The organism is Bacteroides sp. AM54-2NS (assembly GCF_003602935.1).
GTDB lineage: Bacteria > Bacteroidota > Bacteroidia > Bacteroidales > Bacteroidaceae > Bacteroides > Bacteroides xylanisolvens.
The window spans coordinates 61,625-80,386 of sequence record NZ_QTMZ01000017.1; the positions used below are offsets into that span (position 1 = coordinate 61,625).

Genomic DNA, 18,762 nt, shown 5'->3' on the forward strand with positions numbered 1-18,762 from the left:
TCACATTTATTCAAATATCACTTTCGAGCGGCAAACAACTTCGTTGCCATTCTTCTTCACTTCTACGTGAAACTCGTTTGCGTTCACTTCATCGCAGAAGAAAGAGAGTTCATCACCAAAATAGCTTTCCGCCACATACGCCATTTCAAAACGACGGATACGTTTGGTCTTATACAATTCAATCGGGAACAAATCAAGGATATGCTCGATGTAACGGATGCTGTTTACATGACCGTTGATATCTATATCACTGTATTTTGCCGTCAGGGTAGCTATCGGCTGATCGCTTGTCACTTTGATGCGTGAAGGCTTTTCAATCGGGCAAGGCTCATCACAGACATAGTCTACGATACTTCCCCCATGCAAAGTCAACAAGTCGGCAGGCTTGCGGGTATTAAGATTAATCATTGCCCATACGGAACGTGCGTAGCCAATCTTCTTCCCATCCTTATCAATAATAGCAAAATTACGGTCCGTAAACAAACGGTAGACATTTTCCACCCACGTCTGAACCGAGAAATTCTCATACTGATAAGGCATTTCATCCAACTCAATAGCCAGACGTGAAAGCACCCATGTGTAATTATCCTCATTCAGCGTTGCAATACCAAAACCACGGTCATTGGCGTGAAAACCTGCACAATTCAGCAGATGATTTCCCAGTACCCCCATAGTCAGACGTCCGTTGAAGTCAACATGGAACGGTTCTGCCACAAACTGATAAGTCCCTATTCTATTTTCTTCACTCATTATTCTTATTGGTTTTTACTTTGGTTATACATAGCTTCCCGTCCATCGAGAAACTCATTCACCCGTTCAAAGCAGCTGGTAGTAATCGCTACACGTCCCGAACGAACAAACTGCAAAACACAATTCAAAGCCTTCAGTTCACCATAGAGCGAAGTTATATCTTCGCTCATTCCATTTTTCTCGACAATAGAAAATACCGGATTGACTTCCACTATACGTGCATTGTATCTACGAATCAGTTTGGATGCTTCCGGATTCTCCTGAAAAGCAGGAGTAGACACCTTATATAATGCAATCTCGTGGAAATAAATTTCATCCTCTGTGAAATAATGTGCCTGAATCACGTCGATCTTCTTTTCGATCTGTTTCACTACCTTCTCAATGATGTCCTTATCAGTCCAGGCTGTTATTGTATACTTATGTACACCTTTAATAGAAGAAGCAGATACATTCAGACTCTCAATATTTATTTGCCGACGGGTAAATACAGCAGTTACCTGATTCAGCAACCCGGCTATATTCTCCGAATGAACAATGATTGTATATAACGTTTTATCACTCATAACTCTAATTTTTTAAATGCGAACCCTCAACTCTCCATTCTCAACTCTCAACTTCTCCTAGCACTCCAGCAACATCTGGTTTACCGAACCACCTGGAGGAGTCATCGGCAAAACATTGCCTTCTTCCACCACGCAAGCTTCGAGCAGGAACGGACCGTCCGTTGCCAGCATTTCAGCAATAGCTTCCTTCAGTTCTTCACGAGTGAAAGCACGTTTGGAAGGAATATCATAAGCCGAGGCCACTTTCATATAATCCGGATTCAACATCGGGGTAAACGAATAGCGACGGTTGAAAAACATAGCTTGCCACTGACGTACGTTTCCTAGGTAATTATTGTTCAGGCAGATAATCTTCACCGGAGCCTTCTGCTCCATAATCGTACCCAGTTCCTGAATATTCATTTGCAGTCCGCCATCTCCCATAAATACGCATACGGTGCGTTCCGGTGCTCCGAAAGTTGCCCCGATAGCTGCGGGAAGCCCGAAGCCCATTGTTCCAAGTCCTCCGGAAGTAATGATACTGCGTTCTTTCGTATATTTAAAGTAACGTGCAGATATCATCTGATTTTGACCTACATCTGTTACCAAAACAGCTTCATGGTGAGTAGCATCACTAACCGCACGTACCACTTCCCCCATACTCAAAGAGTTTGTGCAGGATGAAGTTCAGGACGGATTACTTTTTCCTCCTCTACTTTCTCATATTCTTTGAAGCTATCAATCCATTCGGTATGAGTGTTCTTTTTCAGAAGTTTCGTCACAGAAGCCAGTGTTTCCTTGCAATCTCCCAATACAGCTACATCTACCTTTACATTCTTATTAACTTCCGCAGGATCGATATCAAAATGAATCACTTTTGCCTGTTTGGCGTAAGTAGCCAAATTACCGGTCACACGGTCGTCAAAACGCATACCGACAGCAATCAGCACATCGCATTTATTGGTATTGATATTCGGTCCCAGATTGCCGTGCATACCCAACATACCTTTATTCAACGGATGTTCTGTCGGCAAAGCCGAAAGTCCGAGCAGCGTACAACCCGCAGGCATATCCGCTTTTTCGATAAACTCGCGCAATTCGCTCTGTGCATTTCCCAGTTCAACACCTTGTCCAACCAATACAAGCGGACGTTCAGCGTTATTAATCAGTTCGGCAGCAGCCTGTACAGTCTCCTCGTCCGTATCGGGAACAGGAACATAACTACGGATAAAATCGACTTTCGTTGGTTCGTATTTCGTTTTCTCCACTTGCGCATTTTTAGCAAAGTCCAGTACCACCGGCCCCGGACGACCACTACGAGCAATGTAAAACGCACGTGCTACCGCCCAGGCTACATCTTCCGCACGGCGAATCTGATAACTCCATTTAGTGATTGGCTGGGTGATACCTACCAAGTCAACTTCCTGAAAAGCATCCGTCCCAAGAAAGCCTGTTCCTACCTGTCCGGCAATCACCACGATAGGCGTACTATCGATCATCGCATCTGCAATGCCTGTTACCGTATTGGTTGCTCCGGGACCGCTCGTCACCAGGCAAACACCTACATCACCCGATACACGGGCATAACCTTGTGCGGCATGGGCGGCTCCCTGCTCGTGACGAACCAAGATATGGTTCAATATATTTTGATGATCGTACAAGGCATCGAATACCGGCATAATAGAACCACCGGGGTAACCAAAGATGGTAGTCACTCCCTGATGTTCCAAGGAGCGCATCAAAGCCTCTGCACCTGTTATTAAATCTTTCATATTAGTTGATAGTTGATAAATGATAAATGATAGTTGAGAAATGACAGTTGAAAATGAATGGTTTACAATCATTGCGCTAAGTGCTGCGCAGCTAACTATTACCTATCAACTATCACCAACTATATTATATAATTCTCACTGCTCCCTTATCGGCAGAGCTTACCATGCTGGCATACGCCTTCAGGCTCTTCGGTACATAACGGTCACGAGTGACAGGAGTCATCGGACGGGCCGCCAGTTCTTCATCCGTCAGTCGCACGTTAATCTTCCGGGCCGGAATATCGATTTCGATAATGTCTCCGTCTACAATTTTTCCGATATTGCCTCCAGCTGCCGCTTCAGGAGAAATATGTCCGATACTCAATCCGGAAGTTCCACCGCTGAAACGTCCGTCGGTAATCAAAGCACATTCTTTTCCGAGATGACGAGATTTGATATAAGAGGTAGGATAAAGCATTTCCTGCATACCGGGACCACCCTTCGGACCTTCGTGCGTGATGACGACGACGTCGCCACTGACGACTCGACCTCCGAGGATGCCTTCACAGGCTGCTTCTTGCGAATCAAATACTTTGGCAGGTCCGGTAAACTTCCAGATACTTTCGTCTACACCTGCTGTTTTTACTACACAACCATCTTGAGCAATATTGCCTTTCAATACGGCCAGTCCGCCGTCTTTACTGTAAGCATGTTCCAAGTCACGGATACATCCGTTTGCACGGTCCTTATCCAGTTCCTTATAGTACATACCTTGTGAACCAAGTACGAGATTAAATTTATTTCCGGCTGCGCTCGAATATTTCTTAATTGCTTTTTCGCTCACATTCGGGCTGGTGATTGAATATTCGTTAATGGCTTCTGCCAGTGACATTCCGTCTACCCGACGAACGGATGTATCTATCAAACCTCCCTTTGCCAGTTCGTCCATAATGGCAATGATACCACCGGCACGGTTTACATCCTGAATATGATATTTCTGTGTATTGGGAGCCACCTTGCAGAGACAAGGAGCCTTGCGGGAAAGCATATCGATATCATCCATCTTGAAATCTACCTCTGCTTCATGAGCAATAGCCAACAGGTGAAGAACCGTATTAGTAGAACCACCCATTGCTATATCCAGCGTCATGGCATTCAAGAAAGCCTGACGGGTAGCAATGCTACGAGGAAGCACACTTTCGTCTCCTTCTTCATAATATAACTTTGCATTTTTTACGATCAGTTCTGCTGCATCTTTGAAAAGCTGCGTACGATTCTCGTGTGTAGCTACGATGGTTCCGTTTCCGGGAAGAGCCAGTCCGATTGCTTCATTCAGGCAGTTCATTGAATTGGCGGTAAACATGCCGGAACAACATCCGCAAGTAGGACAAGCATTTTGCTCGATATTCGCTACTTCCTGATCGCTGACACTTTCATCAGCCGATTTAATCATCGCGTCGATCAAATCCAGGTGCTGACCATTCCATTCTCCGGCTTCCATCGGACCGCCCGATACAAATACGGCAGGAATATTCAGACGCATAGCCGCCATCAACATTCCGGGAGTGATCTTATCGCAATTGCTGATACATACCATTGCATCCGCCTTGTGCGCATTGACCATATATTCTACGCTGTCTGCAATGATGTCACGTGAAGGAAGCGAATAAAGCATACCGTCATGTCCCATTGCTATACCGTCGTCGATAGCTATTGTATTGAATTCCGCAGCGAAGCATCCTAGCTTCTCAATCTCTGCCTTCACCAGCTGACCGATTTCATGTAGGTGTACATGCCCCGGGACAAACTGTGTGAACGAATTGACGATAGCGATAATGGGTTTACCCATCTGATTCTTCTTCATGCCGTTGGCTGCCCACAATGCACGGGCTCCCGCCATCCGACGGCCTTGTGTACTAAACGAACTGCGTAATTGCTTTTTCATTTCAATCTATCTTTTAATTAAAGAGCCTTCCTCACACAAGTGAGAAAGGCTCTAAATTCTATCTTTTATGGTACGAACACATACAACACAAAAACCTTTCTCACGCTCTTGATGGGACCACCACGACGCGAATAATATGCAGGACTGCTAGGTTAATAGATGTATGTAACATATTCATATCTTCTTTTCTTTATTTTCGTGCTGCAAAGGTAAGGGCTTTTTTATTATATCCAAACAAATCGAAGAAAAAAATCACTTAAAAGCGAATAATTGTAAGAAAAGAGAGGTATTATTTCTCTATTTTATCACTTAAAGGTTGAATTTACAACTATTATCTAACTGCGCACCTCACTTTCTTTTTCTGACAAAAGCACTTAATAATCTGAAATTTACCCTCCCTATACCGGAGTACAAGCAAATAATTCGTATCTTTGTAGACCCGTATTTACGGGAATTATTAATCAGAAACAAAAAAGATCAGATGGAAACAGTAGAAAACAAGTACATTACCGTTGCATACAAACTATATACAATGGAAGATGGTGAAAAAGAGTTGTTCGAAGAAGCAAAAGCAGAACATCCCTTTCAATTCATTTCAGGATTAGGAACAACACTCGAAGACTTCGAAAATCAAATAACTGCTCTTTCTAAAGGTGATAAATTTGACTTTACCATTCCGGCAGATAAGGCTTACGGACAATATGACGAACAACACGTCATTGACCTCCCCAAAAATATATTTGAAATAGATGGCAAGTTTGATAGCGAACGTATTAAAGAAGGTAACATCGTACCTTTGATGACTGGTGACGGTCAGCGCGTAAATGCCAGCGTAGTAGAAATCAAACCGGATGTTGTAGTAGTTGACCTCAATCACCCATTGGCTGGTGCCGACCTGATTTTCGAAGGTGAAATACTGGAAAGCCGTCCTGCTACCAACGAAGAAATCCAGGAATTGGTGAAAATGATGAGTGGCGAAGGTGGTTGCGGTTGCGGATGCGACAGCTGCGGTGATGGCTGTGGCGACGACTGCGGTTGCGAAGGCGGACACTGTCATTAATTGAAGTATAAAGTATTAAGTATTAATTTCGTGCGGATATAGCCGGAGTTTTAATACTTAATACTTTTTTTATGCCGTCATTCCGGCTAATACCTAATACCTAATACTTAATACTTGATACCTAATACTTAAAATCAGCATCCTTTGTGCGTCATGATGTCAAGTACCATTTTATCCGTTTCGTTCATGGCTTGCGAGCCGATTCTTGTCAGGTTACGGATGCTTTGGTCTACATCTTCATCTATAATTCCTTCTACAGAAGTCACACAACGGTTTTCCATTGCCATCATGGCAGACAGTACGGCTGTCGAAACTCCGGTGGTTACCTTCAAAGCACAACTCGGTTTTGCGCCGTCACAAATCATTCCTGTCAGATTGGCAATCATGTTTTGAACAGCGAAGGCAACTTGATTGTAGTTTCCTCCCATCAGCCAGGTGATTCCACAACTGGAACCTGTGGCAGCTACCACACAACCACACAAAGCAGACAGACGTCCCAAACTTTGTTTGATATATATAACAGTGAGATGGCTAAGCATTAAAGCACGAATCAGTTCTTCTTCACTTTTTCCGTTTTCTTCTGCAAAGACAACGACAGGAAGTGTAGCGGATATCCCCTGATTACCACTGCCGGAATTACTCATTACAGGAATCATAGCACCGGCCATACGGGCGTCGCAGGCAGCCGACGTATAAGAGAGGATATGAGAAAACACGCTATCCCCCATCACTTTATGTTCATAAGTTCCCCGAAGCATTTTCCCTAAAGAATGTCCGTAGTTACCTTTAAAGGCTTGTTCGGCAGCAGCTTTGTTCAAACGGGCTGTGTCAAGGATGAAACGGATTTCATCCAGCGGAGCAGTCAGTGCAAAGTCATATACTTTACGCAAGTTTAGTTCGGGCGAAGCCTCTTCCTCTTTCTCGCTGACTGTCTGTTGCTTGTCGAGCAACGTTTGTTCATTTTTGGCTATATATATAAAGGTAGTATGTCCACCGGCAATGATGGCTTTAGCCGTTTTATCTTCCGTTTTACAGATTACTTCGATATAAAGCTTTTCCGTAATATCTTCTTTTAGAGAAATACAAATCCGTTTTTCTGCGATAAACAGTTTTCCCTGTTCCACCGCTTCCGACGTACAATCTCTCAATACCTCCAACTGATAATCTGATTTGCCAATCAACGCACCCAAAGCAACCGCTATGGGAAGCCCGACCATACCCGTTCCCGGTATTCCGACTCCCATGGCATTCTTTAATATATTAGCACTTAACAGGACTTCTATCTTTTCCGGTTTCGCTCCCAGTGTTTCGGCAGCTTTAGCTACACAAAGTGCTACTGCGATAGGTTCCGTACATCCGATAGCCGGAATGACCTCCTTCTTAATCAATTCTATAATTTGCCTTCTTTCTGATTCAGTCATAGACTTATAAGTTTTGATTCCACAAAAATAGGAAATTCTTTCTTTTCCAACATTCTATAATGAACAAATAAAATCTCATATTGTTATAAAATCTCCCATATACCAAACTTTAACAGAAAGAATTGATAGAAAAATGAAAGCAAAACACGTAATTGTCTATTTGCTACTAGCTATTGTTTCCTCTTCATGCATCCGCGAAGAAGCTCTCAATGCAGAAGCAGACATATTAAGTTGTATACTACCGGGAGTAGCCATGACAACCAGCCCTATTATTAACAATAATTCCATAACTATCTTTGTCGGTCCGGGAACTGATATTTCAGAACTCAAACCTGAATTTACATTGACTCCAGGAGCTACGATCAGTCCACTTAGCGGCACAGAACGAAATTTCAATACCCCACAGGAATATACTGTCACAGCTGCCGACGGTATTTGGAAAAAAGCATATACAGTATCAGTGATCGACACGGAACTTGCCACGAACTATAACTTCGAAGATACACTGGGCGGAAAGAAGTACTACATATTTGTAGAACGCGAAAGAGATAAGGTCGTCATGGAATGGGCCAGCGGAAATGCGGGTTATGCCATGACCGGAGTAGCCAAAACAGCCGATGATTATCCCACTTTCCAAATAACGGACGGAAAAGCCGGCAAATGCCTCTCCTTAGTGACACGCAGTACCGGATTCTTCGGTCAGCTAGCAGGAATGCCTATTGCAGCAGGAAATCTGTTTATCGGTTCTTTCGATGTGAGTAACGCAATGAGCAATCCACTGAAAGCGACTAAATTCGGCCTTCCTTTCCGGCATGTACCCACTTATCTAGCTGGTTATTATAAATACAAAGCAGGAGATCAGTTTACAGAGGGAGGAAAACCTGTGAACGGGAAACGGGACATCTGTGACATATATGCCATCATGTACGAAACCAGTGAATCTGTTCCCACTCTCGACGGAACAAATACATTCACCAGTCCGAACCTGGTTTCAACAGCACGGATTAATAATGCCAAAGAAACGAACGAATGGACTTACTTTAAACTTCCTTTCATCACTCTCCCCGGAAAATTCATTGATAAGGAGAAGCTAAGGGATGGGAAATATAATATAGCCATTGTGTTTACCTCAAGTCTGGAAGGAGATCATTTTAACGGAGCAATCGGAAGTACATTACTGATCGACGAGGCCGAGTTAATCTATCACTCGGAAAATTAGCGGGATTTCGATGAAGGATTTTCCATAACAATACCTCATAATACACTCAAGCAATGTACCCACACAAAACGTGCACATTATCAAACGAACGGAATTAAATAACTTTATAACAACCATAATGATGAAAATCTATCCGTATATATTCAGTTTATTAGCCTGTATAGGAATAGCTCTCCCCGGCTATTCACAGGTAGACCGAAATGAAACGCTGATCCGTTCCGCCCTTCACGGACTGGAATATGAAATCAAAGCAGGTTTCAGCATTGGCGGCACAGCCCCGCTTCCCCTTCCGGTAGAAATCCGTTCGATTGACGGATATAACCCGACACTGGCCATCAGCATAGGGGGCGAAGTAACCAAATGGATTGCCGTTCAGAACAAACTCGGAATCATAGTCGGACTCCGGCTCGAAAACAAAGCAATGACCACCGAAGCCACCGTAAAAAATTACAACATGGAAATTCTCGGACAAGGAGGTGAAAGAATCAGCGGAGTATGGACGGGCGGAGTGAAAACCAAAGTACATACCGCCGGACTGACTATACCTCTAATGGCTACCTACAAACTAAGTAACCGATGGAACATCAAAGCCGGACCTTATTTCTCGTATCTGCTTTCAAGAGAATTTTCAGGTCATGTGTACGAAGGATATTTGCGGGAAGATGATCCCACCGGTCCGAAAGTAGAATTTACCGACGGCAAAATTGCAACCTACGATTTCTCGGACGACTTGAGACATTTCCAGTGGGGATTACAGGTGGGAGCCGGATGGCGAGCTTTCAAGCACCTCAATGTGTATGCTGATCTCACCTGGGGATTGAACGATATATTTAAAAGCGATTTTAATACAATCACTTTTGCAATGTATCCTATCTATTTGAATATAGGTTTTGGGTACGCATTTTAAGTCTCACCACAGATTACACAGATTAACACAGATTGATTTATAAGTCATAGACTATCAATATAAATAATCTGTGTTAATCTGTGTAATCTGTGGTGAATAAGGAATTAATTTCCACCAGACTCCGCCACCTGTTTCACTCCGGAATAGGTCACTTTTACAGTCTGTTGCAATGTAGGCACTTTCACGTTAATGGTCATGTCTGCATTTCCATCTTCTACCGTTCCCGTAACAGTTACAGGACAGGTACCCAAAGCAGCGGCATTTCCCTCAAACGTAAGGTCTTGCTGTCCGGTGAACGTAGACACCCCTTCTCCCTTCTTCACTTCACACTTATCAACAACAATATCTCCAAATTTCAGGATCTGTTGGTTAATAAACAGTTCAAACTCCTTCAGTTCAATCTTCACCTCCGTATTGCTGACCTGCGAGAGAGTGATAAACTTCTCTATTCCATCTCCTATGACAATTTCCTGGTCAGAACCATCCGGTATCATGGATATATCCAGATTTCCCCAATACGTTCCGACTACATCCGGAGCCGTTATCGCAGCTTCCTCTTCAGGAGGATTCCCATTATTCTTGTTATCACTGTCGTCATCGTCACTGCTACAAGCAGCGAAGAAAGTAAGAGAGCAGACCAATGCCAATAAATACAATAGATTCTTTTTCATACGTCTTTGGTTTAGTTATTATAATAAATTTCGTCCCTTATAAACTAAAAAGAAGAAAAAAGGTTCAATATGCTTCCTTTTTCGAAGATATTTCGAGTTCACAACTTTCTTATCGAAAACTTTGTTATATTTGCATATAGTAATTTTAAAAAAGCCACAACTATGTTTAATTCATTTGGCAATATCTTTCGGCTCACAAGTTTCGGTGAGTCTCATGGAAAAGGAGTTGGAGGAGTGATTGACGGATTTCCGGCAGGAATTGTCATCGACGAAGAATTTGTACAACAAGAACTTAATCGCCGCCGTCCGGGACAATCCATTCTTACCACTGCACGTAAAGAAGCTGATAAAGTTGAGTTTCTTTCAGGCATTTTTGAGGGGAAATCCACCGGATGCCCTATTGGTTTTATCGTTTGGAATGAAAACCAACACTCCAATGACTACAACAATCTGAAAAATGTATATCGTCCTTCACACGCTGATTACACGTACACAGTGAAGTACGGAATCCGTGACCACCGTGGCGGCGGACGTTCTTCCGCACGCGAAACGATTTCGCGCGTAGTAGCCGGTGCATTGGCTAAGTTAGCACTTCGTCAACTGGGTATCAATATCACTGCCTATACTTCACAGGTAGGTCCTATCAAATTGGAGGGTACTTACTCGGATTACGACCTCGATTTGATAGAAACAAACGATGTACGTTGTCCGGACCCGGAAAAAGCAAAAGAAATGGCAGACCTTATATATAAGGTGAAAGGAGAAGGCGACACCATCGGTGGCACACTGACCTGCGTCATCAAAGGATGCCCCATCGGACTTGGACAACCTGTTTTCGGCAAACTCCATGCTGCCTTGGGCAACGCCATGTTAAGCATCAATGCTGCCAAAGCATTCGAATACGGCGAAGGATTCAAGGGGCTGAAAATGAAAGGTTCCGAACAGAACGATGTTTTCTATAATAACAATGGACGCATCGAGACACATACCAACCACTCCGGAGGTATTCAGGGAGGATTGAGTAATGGTCAGGATATTTATTTCCGTGTAGTATTCAAACCGATTGCAACATTGCTGATGGAACAGGAAACCGTCAACATTGATGGAATCGACACCACCCTGAAAGCACGCGGACGCCATGACGCTTGTGTACTGCCCCGTGCCGTGCCTATCGTAGAAGCAATGGCCGCCATGACTATACTTGATTATTACTTACTGGATAAAACAACGCAACTGTAATGAACGAAATTCAGAAATACATAATAGCGCACGAACCGAAAATGATGAATGACCTGTTCAGTCTCATCCGTATCCCCAGTATCAGTGCTCTGCCGGAGCATCACGATGATATGCTGGCTTGTGCAGAACGCTGGGCGCAGTTGTTACTTGAAGCTGGAGCAGACGAAGCATTGGTGATGCCCTCAAAGGGCAATCCGATTGTTTTCGCTCAAAAGATGGTCGACCGGACGCAAAGACCGTATTGGTTTATGCTCATTACGATGTAATGCCGGCCGAACCGCTGGAACTTTGGAAGAGCCAACCATTTGAACCGGAAATACGGAACGGATATATCTGGGCGCGTGGAGCAGATGACGACAAAGGACAATCATTCATCCAGGTGAAAGCGTTCGAGTATCTCGTCAAAAACGGATTGCTGAAGAATAATGTAAAATTCATCTTCGAAGGTGAAGAAGAAATAGGCTCACCCAGCCTGGAAGCTTTCTGCGAAGAGCACAAAGAGTTGCTGAAGGCAGATGTCATCCTTGTCTCAGATACGAGTATGCTGGGAGCTGAACTTCCGTCTTTAACAACCGGTCTTCGCGGACTGGCTTATTGGGAAATAGAAGTGACTGGGCCGAACCGTGATTTACACTCCGGACATTTCGGCGGTGCGGTGGCTAATCCCATCAACACACTTTGCCAGATTATCAGCAAGGTGACGGATGCTGACGGACGGATTACCGTTCCCGGATTCTATGACGATGTGGAAGAAGTTCCGCAAGCCGAACGGGAAATGATTGCGCATATTCCTTTTGACGAAAAGAAATACAAAGAAGCAATCGGCGTAAAAGAGCTTTTCGGAGAAAAAGGATACAGCACATTAGAACGTAACAGCTGTCGTCCGTCTTTTGACGTATGTGGCATTTGGGGCGGATATACGGGAGAAGGTTCTAAAACCGTACTTCCTTCAAAGGCGTATGCCAAAGTTTCCTGCCGATTAGTTCCGCATCAGGATCATCATAAGATTTCGCAGATGTTTGCAGAGTATATTTCAAGCATTGCTCCGGAAACTGTTCAGGTGAAAGTGACTCCAATGCATGGAGGACAAGGATACGTATGCCCGATTTCGCTTTCTGCTTATCAGGCTGCCGAAAAAGGCTTTGAAATTGCTTTCGGAAAGAAACCGCTGGCAGTACGCCGTGGTGGTAGTATTCCTATCATTTCTACTTTTGAACAAGTCTTGGGAATCAAAACTGTATTGATGGGATTCGGTTTGGAATCAGACGCCATCCATTCACCAAACGAAAACTTTTCACTGGATATTTTCCGTAAAGGGATAGAGGCAGTCATTGAATTTCATCAGGAGTATGCCAGACGATAAAGCGGACAGACAAAAAGTCTAATTACAAACGGTATATAAAAAAGAGCGATGGACAAGTGTATGATTACAAACCCGTCCACCGCTCTTTTTATATATTTACAGATACCAACAAATTACATAACCGGAGTCTGGAAAAGGAAAGTAAACGATTGACTGTCTTTCAAATCCTTCACTGCATCACCTGCATAAATCTCTCCCTTTGCCAGAGACAATTTCTTAATCCCTGCTTTCGGACTAAAATCTATTTTCTTCAGGTCCAGCCAAAACATATTTGGTGTCAAAGTAGATTCGAAATAATACACTTTATTCTTCTGATCGGAAACGGAACGCCAACGGGTAGAAGAAATATAAGGCTTTTCCGGCGTATTAATACCAAATGGCACGGAAACATTACGCATCACACTCAATACACTGGGAACTGCAATTTTTGCATCAGCAGTTTGCGGAATGGCATGAATGTAGAAAGAAGCCCTGACAAAGCGGTCACTCGCACGATTTGTTCCCGGTAGCATCTGTAAGCCACCAATTTCTTTCCAATAATCATTAATAGCCAATTGATAGTCATATCGGGGAGAATTTGTCATCACCCGGTATTCTTTCCCTTCGTGAATACTTAATTTTCCATCCAAATATTCCAATACAGCCGTATTCCCAGTTTCATCGGTTATAGCCAGATGCAAGGTAGATTCCGGTCCCCCATTCGGCATACGGGGAGCATCAATCCGGAAAGTCTCTTTTTTCAGTTCATCCACGGCTTCGCGTACCGTAGCAAAGTTATCAAGCACATACTGTGTCCAAATGCTGATTCCCATTGCCGGACGGGTATCACCGGGAAGAGAGTAAATAGATTCCGGTAAGAAAAGCAGACTCGCCACCAATCCTTTCTCGTTCATTCCATCGCAAGTACCAATATCATATCCTGTGGCAATTACACTTCCGTATTTGGCAGTCCAGTTCACCGTTTTATCCTTGTTATGTCCCGCACGCTGAATACCACGTGAAAACACATAGATATTCGTCATGATATCTTCTTTCCAGTCCATGGTACGCCCCGTTATCACCATCTGGTCAGGACCTATGTATACTGCACGCGTACATGCTTCCACAGGCTGTATACTCCCCAAAGAGACGGCAGCCAACACCAATGCAACTCCTACTAATCTTTTCTTCATATTCTTTCTATTTAAATAATTGATACTCTCATTTTATAAATAACAAATATGCCACGATTATTGCCTACAAGAAAGATGATTTTAATGAAAAAAAAGAATTTATTCAGTGAATGAGGAAGTTTTTGGTTTTCGACGCATGATAGTTATCATCGCAGAACTCATTTCTAGCGATAGATATTAAATAAATGAAAAGGATATGCATAAAGTATTACGCGGAGGCAGTTATTACACCTTCGAGAAATACTGTAAAGTCACCAGCCGTTATGGAGTGACCCCACAACGGTGGGATATTGATTACGGGTTGCGGTTAGTAGTGTCTCTCTAACTTATGTATAAATGTTAAGTCGGCTTATTAATCGGCCAATCTATAAAGCTCATATCCTCCCAATGCCAGTATGTAGGGCAGATTATAAATTACATCAGCATCCTTCTCTACCTCCTCGGGATACTTTTGTAGTAATTCGCTGAAAGGCATAATAAGAGGATGTTGCAAAAATACCTTATCCTTCACCTTAGCACGTCTCCAGCCGGCCACCGTACGCTCGGCATTCCATCGGTACTTCTCCATGCGTACTAACAGATACAAAACTTGAGCTGGCAGATCTTCATTGAACATAGATTCGGATATGTGTGCCGGTGAGTGGTCACTCCGTCTGATGCCGTAGCCCAGTGTGCGACAAAATACACTATAGGCATCTAGTTGATAGCGGTTAGCCCAACGCAACGGCTCGCTTAGTTTATTCCACAAATACTGCGCCTGGTGGTTCATCAAAATAAAGTCGGCAGAGTGGTTACCATAGGATTCATACATCTTCTTCAATACCTCTTTTTGTTTGAGGCTTTCATCAGCATAACAACAATCGTATAAGTAGTTCACATACAAAGCCAGTTTATCTTGCAAGATGTTTTTCTTTATTCCCCTGTCTACCATACCAAACACCTTGACATAGCGATAGCGTCCCTTCTCTCGTCCACCATCGACGACAAATCATTATTAAACTCCTGACGGATTAGCACACGACACTGATACTGATAAACTTCATGTGGTAAGTTGAGTCCTAATGAAAGACTCAAATCAGGATCATGCACACAAATGGCCACTGTAAGCATACAATGCTTATTTTGTGCCCACTGCTGCAGGCGGGTACGCATAGCAGTACTGCAAATATCGTCATGGCAATATTCCACCTCAATATCATCTATTTGGCTCTCTATATAGGGGAATTGAGCTTTGAAGTAGTCTTTCTGTGCCTCCATCTCGCGATCCACTAAAGTGATACGGGTACGTATACGTTCATCTGCAGGCAGACGGTCATCATAATTGGCATAATGGCAGATACGCAATGCTTCGAGTAGCAACGAACGTCCCACTCGGTTGAATCCCACGATAACCAGATGCACATAGTCTTGACTGGTAGCGCTCCAACTTCCATCAGGTTGTTGTGTAATGCTTATGGGGCGATAATCCAGCGGATCATAACGCCTTTCACAATCAGCTCCATAAAGGCTCCATAGCTGCCGGGCCAAGTTTTCATGGAGATTAAAGGGCCGAAAGAAAATATTAGGCTTGCCTTCTATACAAAAGACTTCGGGCGGCAGATTCATTTTCTGTATGTTAGAATACGAAGGGATGCTATCAAACTGTACATACACAGGCATCATCTCACCATCAGAACATTTACCACGCAGAGTACTTACCAAGTGCATAATAGCTATATTTTTAGCATCGCGCCCGTAACGTTCTTCATCACCCAGCACATACACTTCAATAGCACTCTCTATGTTCAACCGCTGAAGTTCTTCGATCGACTCAATGTTGCCAAAGTAAACAAGCACTTGTCGCTCAACTTCAACAGGCAGGGCCGACTGTATACGATGCCGCACCGTTGCCGACTCCATACCGCTCATCAGCAAAATACGTGCCGAAGGACATTCGTCATACAGTTCACGTATCATATTGATAGACAATTCGTTGAATCCGATCAGTACATAATGATTTTTTATATTACGGTAGGTCATTCGCCCCGCGTATACCACTCCCACACGCCGCTCTATAATATTAGAGATAGTAGAGATGAGCACACCGCCCAGTAAAACGGATCCCGAAATACTGATAAGTCCCACTAATATCCTGTTAGGCCAGGCAGTCTCTTCTATTTGGTTACCGGGATCGACAAAGTTGTTGTACACTGCCCAGAGCCTTTCTCCCCATTCCTCGTGTCCATGCAATTGGATGGAAAAGAGCATCGCGATAATAAAAAAGATAGCCAGCGCCGTAGCAATGGTAACGAGTAGCAAGGTGAGCTGTGACTTGATACCGCCCGAAATGGTGCGATCTATATACTCTTGCGAGAATATCTTCTTGTAGTAGTTTGCAAAACGGTTCATAGTAGTCCATATAGATTTATGTACAAATATAGTGTATTTTTCTATAAATCAAGTAGTTTTCCACTAAACTATTTCAGCCATACACTTTACCTTGTTACTGTGCGGAAAATTAGAAATTCTTCCGGAAAGTACATCCATTTCTCCATTCCGAACACCCGTAAGCAGTCTTCCCTTTAATGATGGTTCCTTTACCACAAAGTGGACAGGGTTGACCTACAAACGCATCTACCTCACCTGCTGCAGAAGGAGTTGAAGCTGCCATGGCCACCGGAGCAGGAGAACCGGGCGAATCAGTCTTCACTTCATTCGTCGTTTTTTCCGCTTTTGGTTTCTTTTCTTTCGATGTACTCGGTTTTCGTTCACGCTTTTTAGGTTCTTTCTTCTCTTTCTCTTCGGCTTTTGCAGCAACTGCGTCCTGAATAGTTATGCGTCGATTCGTATTATCAGAAAGTACACTCATTACGATCTCTGAAACCATCTGCTTTAGTTCTTCGAGGAACTGGCGGGCATCGTATGTTTTCTTTTCAATCTCACGCAACTTCTTTTCCCAAATACCTGTCAATTCTGCCGATTTCAATAATTCTTCGTGAATAAGCTGCACCAACTCCACTCCTGTCGGGGTGGCAATCAGGTTCTTTCTTTCCTTACGGATATAATTTCGCTTGAACAACGTCTCAATGATTGCAGCACGGGTAGACGGCCGACCGATACCATTCTCTTTCAAGGCATCGCGAAGTTCATCATTGTCCACCAGTTTTCCGGCTGTTTCCATTGCGCGAAGCAAGGTTGCTTCAGTATAAGGTCTGGGCGGCTGTGTCCATTTTTCATTCAGGTCCGGAATATGAGGACCACTTTCCCCCTTCACAAAAGCAGGAAGTACATTTTCATCCTCTTCCTCTTTTTCTTCGGTAGGATCTTTTACTTCCTTGGCAAACACGACACGCCATCCCGGTTCCAGAATTTGTTTTCCAGTTACCCGAAACTCTATCTTATCCACTTCTCCCATCACGGTGGTAGTAGAAATTTTACAGTCCGGATAGAACACGGCTATAAAACGACGGGCTATCAAGTCGTAGACACGACGTTCCATATCCGTCAAGTTTTGAGCATAGACTCCGGTTGGGATAATGGCATGGTGATCCGTCACTTTCGAGTTGTCAAATACCTTTTTTGATTTAAGAAGTGTAGTGCCAGCTAACGGAGCTGTCAAGACTTCGTAATCACGGAGTCCTTTCAGGATAGCAGGACATTTCGGATAAATATCATCGCTCAAGAAAGTGGTATCCACACGCGGATAGGTAGCCACTTTCTTCTCATAAAGAGACTGGATCAGTTTCAGTGTTTCATCGGCCGAATAAGCGAATTTCTTGTTACATTCTACCTGAAGGGAAGTCAAATCGAACAAACGTGGAGCGTATTCCTTCCCGTCTTTCTTGCCGACATTGGTGACTACAAAAGGTAGGTCTTTAATACGTTCTACCAATGCTTTCGCCTTCTTCCCGGTTGGAATAGTCGATGCCCGGGTTATCTATTTTCTTTTTTCCGCCGTTCTTTTCCTCTTCCGCGGCAATTTCTTCATCACTTTTGCGAATGAGTGCAGAAAAAGTGGTATTACGATAGTTTGTTTTCAGTTCCCAATATTGTTTGGGTTCAAAATTGGCTATCTCCAATTGACGGTTGACAATCAATGCCAGCGTCGGTGTCTGTACACGACCGATAGAGAGCACCTGTTTGTTTTGACCGTATTTAAGGGTATAAAGACGGGTAGCGTTCATTCCCAACAGCCAATCACCCATCGCACGGGAAAGACCGGCTTCGTAAAGTGATTGAAATTCAGCTTGGTCTTTCAGTTTCGAGAATCCTTCACGAATAGCTTCTTCCGTCAACGAAGAAATCCACAGGCGCTTCACCGGACAGCGTGCGCCAGCTTTTTGCATCACCCAGCGCTGAATCAATTCTCCCTCCTGCCCGGCATCACCGCAATTGATGATTTCATCCGCATTCTGCATCAGCCACTCTATCACATGAAACTGCTTCTCAATACCCGGATCATGCCCAATCAGCTTGATACCGAAACGTGGCGGAATCATCGGCAGACTGCTCAAGCTCCATGATTTCCAGTTAGGGGTGTATTCATGTGGCTCCTTCAGGGTACAAAGATGCCCGAATGTCCAGGTCACCTGGTATCCGTTTCCTTCTATATATCCTTCTTTTCTGGTATGAGCGCCGAGTACTTCGGCTATATCACGTGCTACAGACGGCTTTTCGGCTATGCAAACTATCATTTTTTCTCTTCTTGTTTTTAAACTATCAATTTGCAAAGTTACACGAATA

General features: G+C 43.7%; 10 protein-coding genes and 5 pseudogenes. 6 read left to right on the forward strand and 9 right to left on the reverse strand.

All coding sequences use genetic code 11. The features are described 5' to 3' along the window. Positions 1 to 6: 6 nt before the first annotated feature. The 4 genes and pseudogenes from DXA05_RS12525 to ilvD all read right to left on the reverse strand — a co-directional run bounded on the left by DXA05_RS12525 (position 7) and on the right by ilvD (position 4,988). Positions 7 to 750 carry an acyl-ACP thioesterase domain-containing protein gene (locus DXA05_RS12525; protein ID WP_004306752.1) on the reverse strand — a complete coding sequence of 248 codons (744 nt, stop codon included), beginning with the start codon at positions 748 to 750 and terminating at the stop codon, positions 7 to 9. A 5-nt stretch (positions 751 to 755) separates the two neighbouring features. Continuing rightward, positions 756 to 1,313 (reverse strand): acetolactate synthase small subunit, encoded by a 558-nt coding sequence (gene ilvN, locus DXA05_RS12530; RefSeq protein ID WP_004299476.1) that lies wholly within the window; start codon positions 1,311 to 1,313, stop codon positions 756 to 758. 57 nt (positions 1,314 to 1,370) lie between these two features. Further along, a pseudogene (ilvB, locus tag DXA05_RS12535) lies at positions 1,371 to 3,064 on the reverse strand (biosynthetic-type acetolactate synthase large subunit). A 124-nt stretch (positions 3,065 to 3,188) separates the two neighbouring features. Next, on the reverse strand, positions 3,189 to 4,988 hold the full coding sequence (ilvD, locus tag DXA05_RS12540) for a dihydroxy-acid dehydratase (RefSeq protein WP_117515000.1): 1,800 nt from the start codon (positions 4,986 to 4,988) through the stop codon (positions 3,189 to 3,191). A gap of 481 nt (positions 4,989 to 5,469) precedes the next feature. Here ilvD and DXA05_RS12545 point away from each other — a divergent pair, with 481 nt between their 5' ends. Further along, positions 5,470 to 6,048 (forward strand): FKBP-type peptidyl-prolyl cis-trans isomerase, encoded by a 579-nt coding sequence (locus tag DXA05_RS12545; RefSeq protein ID WP_004313581.1) that lies wholly within the window; start codon positions 5,470 to 5,472, stop codon positions 6,046 to 6,048. A gap of 134 nt (positions 6,049 to 6,182) precedes the next feature. Here DXA05_RS12545 and DXA05_RS12550 read toward each other — a convergent pair whose 3' ends face one another. Beyond that, on the reverse strand, positions 6,183 to 7,469 hold the full coding sequence (locus DXA05_RS12550) for an L-serine ammonia-lyase, iron-sulfur-dependent, subunit alpha (RefSeq protein ID WP_128859214.1): 1,287 nt from the start codon (positions 7,467 to 7,469) through the stop codon (positions 6,183 to 6,185). 133 nt (positions 7,470 to 7,602) lie between these two features. Between DXA05_RS12550 and DXA05_RS12555 the strand changes: the two genes are divergently transcribed. Both DXA05_RS12555 and DXA05_RS12560 read left to right on the forward strand, forming a co-directional pair. Then, positions 7,603 to 8,688, forward strand: a complete 1,086-nt coding sequence (locus tag DXA05_RS12555; protein WP_008641135.1) for a PCMD domain-containing protein — start codon at positions 7,603 to 7,605, stop codon at positions 8,686 to 8,688. 121 nt (positions 8,689 to 8,809) lie between these two features. Beyond that, positions 8,810 to 9,595 (forward strand): porin family protein, encoded by a 786-nt coding sequence (locus tag DXA05_RS12560; RefSeq protein WP_008997271.1) that lies wholly within the window; start codon positions 8,810 to 8,812, stop codon positions 9,593 to 9,595. Between the two features lie 104 nt (positions 9,596 to 9,699). On the opposite strand, the gene DXA05_RS12565 is transcribed toward DXA05_RS12560, so the two are convergent. Then, positions 9,700 to 10,266, reverse strand: coding sequence for a calycin-like domain-containing protein (locus tag DXA05_RS12565; protein ID WP_008024812.1), 567 nt, complete (start codon positions 10,264 to 10,266; stop codon positions 9,700 to 9,702). Positions 10,267 to 10,428: 162 nt separating this feature from the next. Here DXA05_RS12565 and aroC point away from each other — a divergent pair, with 162 nt between their 5' ends. Further along, complete coding sequence (gene aroC / locus DXA05_RS12570) at positions 10,429 to 11,505, forward strand: chorismate synthase (RefSeq protein WP_008024813.1); 1,077 nt, start codon at positions 10,429 to 10,431, stop codon at positions 11,503 to 11,505. Further along, a pseudogene (locus DXA05_RS12575) lies at positions 11,505 to 12,868 on the forward strand (dipeptidase). Before aroC ends, DXA05_RS12575 begins: the two are co-directional and overlap by 1 nt. A gap of 113 nt (positions 12,869 to 12,981) precedes the next feature. On the opposite strand, the gene DXA05_RS12580 reads toward DXA05_RS12575, so the two are convergent. Continuing rightward, positions 12,982 to 14,040, reverse strand: a complete 1,059-nt coding sequence (locus DXA05_RS12580; protein WP_118408318.1) for a linear amide C-N hydrolase — start codon at positions 14,038 to 14,040, stop codon at positions 12,982 to 12,984. A 181-nt stretch (positions 14,041 to 14,221) separates the two neighbouring features. Here DXA05_RS12580 and DXA05_RS27560 point away from each other — a divergent pair. Further along, positions 14,222 to 14,365 (forward strand): annotated as a pseudogene (locus DXA05_RS27560) (formylglycine-generating enzyme family protein); the annotation flags it as partial. A 27-nt stretch (positions 14,366 to 14,392) separates the two neighbouring features. Here DXA05_RS27560 and DXA05_RS12585 read toward each other — a convergent pair. Next, a pseudogene (locus DXA05_RS12585) lies at positions 14,393 to 16,428 on the reverse strand (hypothetical protein). A 109-nt stretch (positions 16,429 to 16,537) separates the two neighbouring features. Then, a pseudogene (locus tag DXA05_RS12590) lies at positions 16,538 to 18,713 on the reverse strand (DNA topoisomerase 3). Between the last annotated feature and the right edge of the window lie 49 nt (positions 18,714 to 18,762).